We start from the raw sequence: 7,455 nt of genomic DNA on the forward strand, positions 1-7,455 counted from the left end.
TGGTGCGACAAGGGATTTCACGACCCGAGCGAGCCTCGATTCACGCTCCGTGTGGGCAAGCTCACCATTGGGGACGGGTCGAAGTGCCGTGTCGGCAGTCCCTAAACTCAGCTTGTTTCAAGGAGGGAGCCATCGTGCGCAAGGTGCTCATCGCCAACCGTGGCGAAATCGCTGTCCGCGTCGCCCGGGCCTGCCGGGACGCCGGGATCGCCAGCGTAGCCGTCTACGCCGATCCGGACCGGGACGCTCTGCACGTCCGCGCGGCCGACGAGGCGTTCGCCCTGGGCGGTGACACCCCGGCCACCAGTTACCTGGATGTCGCCAAGGTGCTCCAGGCCGCTGCCGACTCGGGCGCCGACGCGATCCACCCCGGCTACGGCTTCCTCTCCGAGAACGCGGAGTTCGCCCAGGCCGTGATCGACGCCGGCCTGACCTGGATCGGCCCGCCGCCGCAGGCCATCCGCGACCTCGGTGACAAGGTCGCCGCCCGCCACATCGCGCAGCGCGCCGGCGCCCCGCTGGTCGCCGGCACCCCGGACCCGGTCTCGGGCGCCGAGGAGGTCGTGGCCTTCGCCGAGGAGCACGGCCTGCCGATCGCGATCAAGGCCGCCTTCGGTGGCGGTGGCCGCGGTCTGAAGGTCGCCCGCACCCTCGAAGAGGTGCCGGAGCTCTACGACTCCGCCGTCCGCGAGGCCGTCGCCGCCTTCGGCCGCGGCGAGTGCTTCGTCGAGCGCTACCTGGACAAGCCGCGCCACGTCGAGACCCAGTGCCTCGCCGACTCCCACGGCAACGTGGTCGTCGTCTCGACCCGTGACTGCTCGCTCCAGCGCCGCCACCAGAAGCTCGTCGAGGAGGCGCCCGCGCCGTTCCTGACGGACGAGCAGAACGCGGAGCTGTACGCCGCGTCGAAGGCCATCCTCAAGGAGGCCGGCTACGTCGGCGCCGGCACCGTCGAGTTCCTCGTCGGCACCGACGGCACGATCTCCTTCCTGGAGGTCAACACCCGCCTCCAGGTCGAGCACCCGGTCACCGAAGAGGTCACCGGCATCGACCTGGTCCGCGAGATGTTCCGCATCGCCGACGGCGAGGAGCTCGGTTACGGCGACCCGGAGGTCCGCGGTCACTCCTTCGAGTTCCGCATCAACGGCGAGGACCCGGGCCGCAACTTCCTCCCGGCCCCCGGCACCGTCACCACCTTCGCGCCGCCGACCGGCCCGGGCGTCCGCCTGGACGCGGGCGTCGAGACCGGCTCGGTCATCGGCCCGGCCTGGGACTCGCTGCTCGCCAAGCTGATCGTCACCGGCGCCACCCGCGAGCAGGCGCTGCAGCGCGCCGCCCGCGCGCTCGCCGAGTTCAAGGTCGAGGGCATGGCCACCGCCATCCCGTTCCACCAGGCCGTCGTGGTCGACCCGGCGTTCACCGCCGACCCGTTCCGCGTCCACACCCGGTGGATCGAGACCGAGTTCGTCAACGAGATCAAGCCCTTCGCCCCGGCGGGCGGCGAGGCCGAGGAGGACGAGACCGGCCGCGAGACCATCGTCGTCGAGGTCGGCGGCAAGCGTCTTGAGGTCTCCCTGCCGTCCTCGCTGGGCATGACCCTGGCCCGTACGGGTCTGGCCGCCGGCGCCAAGCCGAAGCGCCGCGCCACCAAGAAGTCCGGCCCCACCGCCTCCGGCGACACCCTCGCGTCCCCGATGCAGGGCACCATCGTCAAGGTGGCCGTCGAGGAGGGCGCGGTGGTCCAGGAGGGCGACCTGATCGTGGTCCTGGAGGCCATGAAGATGGAGCAGCCCCTCAACGCGCACCGCTCCGGCACCGTCAAGGGCCTGAGTGCCGAGGTCGGCGCGTCGGTCACGTCCGGCGCGGCGATCTGCGAGATCAAGGACTGATTCCGGCCCCGGTCCACCGGGGTACGGTACGGAGGGCCCGCAGGCGGATCACCGCCCGCGGGCCCTTCGTCGTACCGGGACCACAGGGGAGGAGCACGCATGCGTGCCGATGCGCGCCGCAATCACGAGCGGCTGCTCGCCGAGGCGCGCGCCGCCTTCGCCGCGCACGGCACCGACGCGTCCCTGGAGGACATCGCCCGCCGCGCCGGGGTGGGCATCGGCACGCTCTACCGCCACTTCCCCACCCGTGAGGCGCTGCTCGCCGCGGTCGTACGGGACGGGCTCACGGGCCTGCTCGACCGCTCGGCGGAGCTGGCCGGGGCGCCCGATCCGCGGGCCGCCCTGGTGGCGTGGCTGCGCGCCCTGATCACTCACGCGGGTGAGTACCGGGGCCTGTCGGTGGCGCTCATGTCCGTGTCTTCCACGCCCGTGTCGTCCGGCCGGAGTTCGGCCCTCGCCGACTGCGGCGAGCCGCTGCGGGAGGCGGGCGACCGCCTGCTCGCCCGGGCCCGTACGGCGGGCGCGGTGCGCGCGGAGGTGACGATCGGGGACCTGACGAAGCTGGCGCACGCCATCGCGCTGGCCGCCGAACGCTCGCCGGAGGACCCGGAGTTGGCGGACCGACTGCTCGATCTGACGCTACGGGGGATCTCACCGTGACACACCTGACTGCGACACATCCAGACACGGCCCTGGTGGGCCACTGGGGCAGCAGCGCCTTCGACGTGGGCGCGATGGAGACCAGCGCCCTGGCCTTCCTGCCGGACGGCCGCGGCTGGAGCGAATTCTCCAGTGCGAGCTCGGAGTTGGGCGTGGGACGGTTCCACTGGCACTGTCCGGTGCCCGGCCTCCTGGAGCTCCGCTACCACCTCCAGGTCAACGGCACCTGGGGCCCGGACTCCTCGGGCTTCACGACCGTCACCGACCAGCAGCCGGACGACAGGGTGATCCGCACCGGCTACCGCATCGGCCCGGTGACACCGCCGTACGCGAACGCGCCCGTCACGACCCTGGTGCTCGACGTCGCGGTCGAGTTCGCCGACCACTTCGAGCGCGGCCGCACGCAGATCGCGGCGAGCGACGACGTCTCCGCCGCCGTCGTCCCGTACGAGAACCGCTAGGGACACGCCCTGGGGCCGGGCGAAGGCCGCCCGGGCACAGGCGGGTTCAGCGGCCGGTTCAGCGGCGGCGCATGTCCGCGACGCGCACCGAGCGCTCGGAGGCGAGCATCTCTGCGGAGAGCGGACCGCCGGGGCCACCGTGACTGCCCGGACCGCCCGGACCGCCGCGGAACTGCCCGCCCGGCATCCGCCCGCGCTGGCCCGGCAGCGGGACGTCGCGGCGCGGACGGGCGCCGCCCGGAGGGTGCTGCTCGCTCCCGTGCGCGGCGGCGCCGGTGCCGGCCACCGCGATCTGCACGCCCTGGTCGGCCAGGGCCTGGAGCTCGGTGGCGGCGCGCTCGTCGTGCGCGGGCGGCTCGTCGGTGACGAGCCGGGTGATCACATCGGTCGGCACCGTCTGGAACATGGTGTCGGTGCCGAGCTTGGTGTGATCGGCGAGCACCACGACCTCCGCCGCCGCCTGCACCAGGGCCCGGTCCACGCTCGCGGAGAGCATGTTGGAGGTGGAGAGGCCGCGCTCGGCGGTCAGGCCACTGCCGGAGAGGAACGCCCGGGAGACCCGGAGCCCCTGGAGCGACTGCTCGGCCCCGCTGCCCACCAGCGCGTAGTTGGAACCGCGCAGGGTGCCGCCGGTCATGACGACCTCGACCCGGTTGGCGTGGGCCAGGGCCTGGGCGACGAGCAGGGAGTTGGTGACGACGGTGAGACCGGGCACCCGGGCGAGCCGGCGGGCCAGCTCCTGGGTGGTGGTGCCGGCGCCGACGACGATGGCCTCGCCCTCTTCGACGAGGCTCGCGGCGACATCGGCGATGGCCGTCTTCTCGGCGGTGGCGAGATGGGATTTCTGCGGGAAGCCGGACTCACGGGTGAGTCCGCCCGGAAGGACGGCACCACCGTGCCGACGGTCGAGGAGTCCTTCTGCCTCCAGGGCCCGCACGTCTCGCCGTACGGTCACTTCTGAGGTCTGGACGACGCGGGCGAGCTCGCGGAGCGACACGGCTCCATTGGCACGCACCATTTCGAGGATCAACTGGCGACGTTCTGCAGCGAACACGAAACCGACAGTAACGTGACCGACGGCACTTTGGGCCGATTTGCAGAAGATGCACACAAGCGGGGCCTCCAAGTGGTATGGAGGCCCCCGCCGTTGATCGTTCTATGCCCCGGCTTGCCGGGGGTTGTCCGAGTCGGCGAACCGTTCCCGCAGGCCGGGCCGCCGCCCGGCCTCCCCGCTATGCCTCGCCCGCGGCCTTTCGGGTCTGCAACTGCCGTGCCACTTCCGCGATCGAGCCCGACAGGGAGGGGTACACGGTGAAAGCATTTGCGATCTGTTCGACCGTCAGATTGTTGTCGACCGCGATCGAGATGGGGTGGATCAGCTCGCTCGCGCGCGGGGCGACGACACAGCCGCCGACCACGATGCCGGTGCCGGGGCGGCAGAAGATCTTGACGAAGCCGTCCCGGATGCCCTGCATCTTGGCGCGCGGGTTGCGCAGCAGCGGCAGCTTGACGACCTTGGCCTCGATCTTGCCGGCGTCGACGTCGGCCTGGGTGTAGCCGACGGTGGCGATCTCGGGGTCGGTGAAGACGTTCGAGGAGACCGTCTTGAGGTTGAGCGGGGCCACCGCGTCGCCGAGGAAGTGGTACATGGCGATACGTCCCTGCATGGCCGCCACCGAGGCGAGCGCGAAGACGCCGGTGACGTCGCCCGCCGCGTACACGCCGGGCGCGGAGGTGCGGGAGACCCGGTCCGTCCAGATGTGGCCCGAGTCCTTCAGGCGCACCCCGGCCTCCTCCAGACCCATGCCGGCGGAGTTCGGGATGGCGCCGACCGCCATCAGGCAGTGGGTGCCGGAGATGACCCGGCCGTCGGAGAGGGTGACCTCGACCCGGTCGCCCACCCGCTTGGCGGACTCGGCGCGGGAGCGGGCCATGACGTTCATGCCGCGGCGCCGGAACACGTCCTCCAGGACGGCGGCGGCGTCGGGGTCCTCACCCGGCAGCACGCGGTCGCGGGACGAGACCAGGGTGACCCGGGAGCCGAGCGCCTGGTACGCGCCGGCGAACTCGGCACCGGTGACACCGGAACCGACCACGATGAGCTCCTCGGGGAGCTCCTTGAGGTCGTAGACCTGGGTCCAGTTCAGGATCCGCTCGCCGTCCGGCTTGGCGTCGGGCACCTCGCGCGGGTGTCCGCCGGTCGCGATGAGCACCGCGTCGGCGGTCAGCGTCTCCTCGGTCCCGTCGGCGGCCGTCACGATCACCTGGCGCGAGCCGTCCACGGCCTGCCGGCCGGACAGCCGGCCGCGGCCGCGCAGCACGCGGGCGCCGGCCCGGGTGACGGAGGCGGTGATGTCGTGCGACTGGGCGAGCGCGAGGCGCTTCACACGCCGGTTGACCTTGCCCAGGTCGACGCCGACCACGCGGGCGGCCTGCTCGATGTGCGGGGTGTCGTCCGCGACGATGATGCCCAGCTCCTCGTACGAGGAGTCGAAGGTGGTCATCACCTCGGCGGTGGCGATCAGGGTCTTGGAGGGAACGCAGTCGGTCAGGACGGACGCGCCGCCGAGGCCGTCCGTGTCGACGACGGTCACCTCCGCGCCGAGTTGGGCGCCCACCAGGGCCGCCTCGTATCCGCCGGGTCCGCCGCCGATGATCACGATCCGGGTCACTGGGATCTACGCCTCGCGCTCTCGTTCTGCCGGGGACTCACCCCGCTGGGCTGCAGTGCGTACGCCATTGTCCCGCACGCTTCAAGTGCGTGCCCCATTCTCCCGCACGTGAGGGTGAGGCGCGCCGCCGGGGGCGGGGGCGGTGCGACGGGGGCGCGTGGGGGCGCGGACGGTGGGGAGGCGCGGGGTGGCGCACGTGTGCCGGGGGTCTACCCGCGGGTCACTTTCCGGTGTGCCTTCCACCGGTCTCCGCCCGTCCTCCGCCCGTCCTCCGGGACGTCGTCCGCCACCCCTTCCGCTCCCGTACCCTCGACCCCATGTCGCTCTACGCCGCGTACGCCGGCAACCTCGACGCGCGGCTGATGACCCGCCGCGCTCCCCACTCGCCGCTGCGCGGAACCGGCTGGCTGAACGGCTGGCGGCTGACCTTCGGCGGCGAGCAGATGGGCTGGGAGGGCGCGCTGGCCACGATCGCGGAGGACCCGGGCTCCCAGGTCTTCGTGGCGCTGTACGACATCGCGCCGATGGACGAGGACTCGATGGACCGCTGGGAGGGTGTCGGCCTCGACATCTACCGGCGGATGCGGGTGCGGGTGCACACCCTGGACGGCGACGAGCCGGCATGGGTGTACGTGCTCAACGCGTACGAGGGCGGGCTGCCCTCGGCGCGCTACCTGGGCGAGGTCGCGGACGCGGCGGAGTCGGCGGGCGCGCCGCACGACTATGTGATGGAACTGCGCAAGCGCCCCTGCTGAGCGCCCTACCGAGAACCCTGCTGAGCCCCTGCCGACAGAACGGTCGGAGGCCACCATGAGATGGCCTTGTCGGAAACGACAAGACAACGATCGCAGGTCCGTGCGCGACGTCATCTACGCGCGTAGGGTTTCTGCCGTTAGGCTGCTGGACGTACCAAATCCGTCCGGGGCTCCCCTCGGACCCCCCTCCCCGAGGCGAGAGAGTCAGTGAACGCTACTGCCACCCCGTACGAGGCCGCCGAGGCCGCCGCCGCGCGCCTGCGCGAGCTGACAGGCGTCGAGAACCACGACGTCGTCCTGGTCATGGGCTCCGGCTGGGCCCCCGCCGTCGACGCCCTGGGCGCGCCCGAGGCCGAGTTCCCGGTCACCGACCTGCCCGGCTTCCCGCCGCCGGCCGTCGAGGGCCACGGCGGCAAGATCCGCTCGTACAAGATCGGCGAGAAGCGCGCCCTGGTCTTCCTCGGCCGCACCCACTACTACGAGGGCCGCGGCGTCGCCGCCGTCGCCCACGGCGTCCGCACCGCCGTCGCCGCGGGCTGCAAGACCGTCATCCTCACCAACGGCTGCGGCGGCCTGCGCGAGGGCATGCGCCCCGGCCAGCCGGTCCTGATCAGCGACCACCTCAACCTGACGGCCGCCTCCCCGATCGTCGGCGCGAACTTCGTGGACCTGACGGATCTGTACTCGCCGCGGCTGCGCGCGCTGTGCAAGGAGGTCGACGAGACGCTGGAGGAAGGCGTCTACGTCCAGTTCCCCGGCCCGCACTACGAGACCCCGGCCGAGATCAACATGGTCCGCGTCCTCGGCGGCGACCTGGTCGGCATGTCCACGGTCCTTGAGGCCATCGCGGCCCGCGAGGCGGGCGCCGAGGTCCTGGGCATCTCCCTCGTCACCAACCTCGCGGCGGGGCTCTCCGGCGAGCCCCCCTGCCCCACCAGGGGCTCCTGGACATCGAGTTCGACCGGGTCACCTTCGCCTACGGCACGGGAGGACCGGTCCTCCACGACGTCTCCCTGCG

At 72.2% G+C, this 7,455-nt stretch carries 7 protein-coding genes; 5 read left to right on the forward strand and 2 right to left on the reverse strand.

The features are described from left to right. Nucleotides 1–134 precede the first annotated feature (134 nt). The 3 genes from AB0C73_RS27235 (at nucleotide 135) to AB0C73_RS27245 (ending at nucleotide 3,010) form a co-directional block, all read left to right on the forward strand. Nucleotides 135–1,889, forward strand: a complete 1,755-nt coding sequence (locus AB0C73_RS27235) for a biotin carboxylase N-terminal domain-containing protein (protein WP_362535149.1) — start codon at nucleotides 135–137, stop codon at nucleotides 1,887–1,889. 99 nt (nucleotides 1,890–1,988) lie between these two features. Then, nucleotides 1,989–2,549, forward strand: a complete 561-nt coding sequence (locus AB0C73_RS27240; protein WP_362535151.1) for a TetR/AcrR family transcriptional regulator — start codon at nucleotides 1,989–1,991, stop codon at nucleotides 2,547–2,549. Then, on the forward strand, nucleotides 2,546–3,010 hold the full coding sequence (locus AB0C73_RS27245) for a hypothetical protein (RefSeq protein WP_362535154.1): 465 nt from the start codon (nucleotides 2,546–2,548) through the stop codon (nucleotides 3,008–3,010). The genes AB0C73_RS27240 and AB0C73_RS27245 overlap by 4 nt, the downstream gene beginning before the upstream one ends. A gap of 58 nt (nucleotides 3,011–3,068) precedes the next feature. Here the strand turns inward: AB0C73_RS27245 and AB0C73_RS27250 are convergent, their stop codons facing one another. After that, complete coding sequence (locus AB0C73_RS27250) at nucleotides 3,069–4,064, reverse strand: DeoR/GlpR family DNA-binding transcription regulator (protein WP_362535157.1); 996 nt, start codon at nucleotides 4,062–4,064, stop codon at nucleotides 3,069–3,071. A gap of 178 nt (nucleotides 4,065–4,242) precedes the next feature. After that, entirely contained in the window at nucleotides 4,243–5,682 is a 1,440-nt protein-coding gene (locus tag AB0C73_RS27255; RefSeq protein WP_362535160.1) for an NAD(P)H-quinone dehydrogenase, read from the reverse strand. 317 nt (nucleotides 5,683–5,999) lie between these two features. Between AB0C73_RS27255 and AB0C73_RS27260 the strand changes: the two genes are divergently transcribed. Then, complete coding sequence (locus AB0C73_RS27260; protein WP_362535163.1) at nucleotides 6,000–6,437, forward strand: gamma-glutamylcyclotransferase; 438 nt, start codon at nucleotides 6,000–6,002, stop codon at nucleotides 6,435–6,437. Nucleotides 6,438–6,644: 207 nt separating this feature from the next. Beyond that, a partial coding sequence (locus AB0C73_RS27265; RefSeq protein ID WP_362535166.1) for a purine-nucleoside phosphorylase occupies nucleotides 6,645–7,455 on the forward strand: 811 nt, incomplete at its 3' end.

The organism is Streptomyces sp. NPDC048623 (assembly GCF_040650755.1).
Taxonomy (GTDB): domain Bacteria; phylum Actinomycetota; class Actinomycetes; order Streptomycetales; family Streptomycetaceae; genus Streptomyces.

Bases quoted from the DNA above. Each gene is read 5' to 3' on its own strand.
- AB0C73_RS27240 (WP_362535151.1), top strand. From the start codon at position 1,989: ATGCGTGCCGATGCGCGCCGCAATCACGAGCGGCTGCTCGCCGAGGCG.
- AB0C73_RS27260 (WP_362535163.1), top strand. From the start codon at position 6,000: ATGTCGCTCTACGCCGCGTACGCCGGCAACCTCGACGCGCGGCTGATG.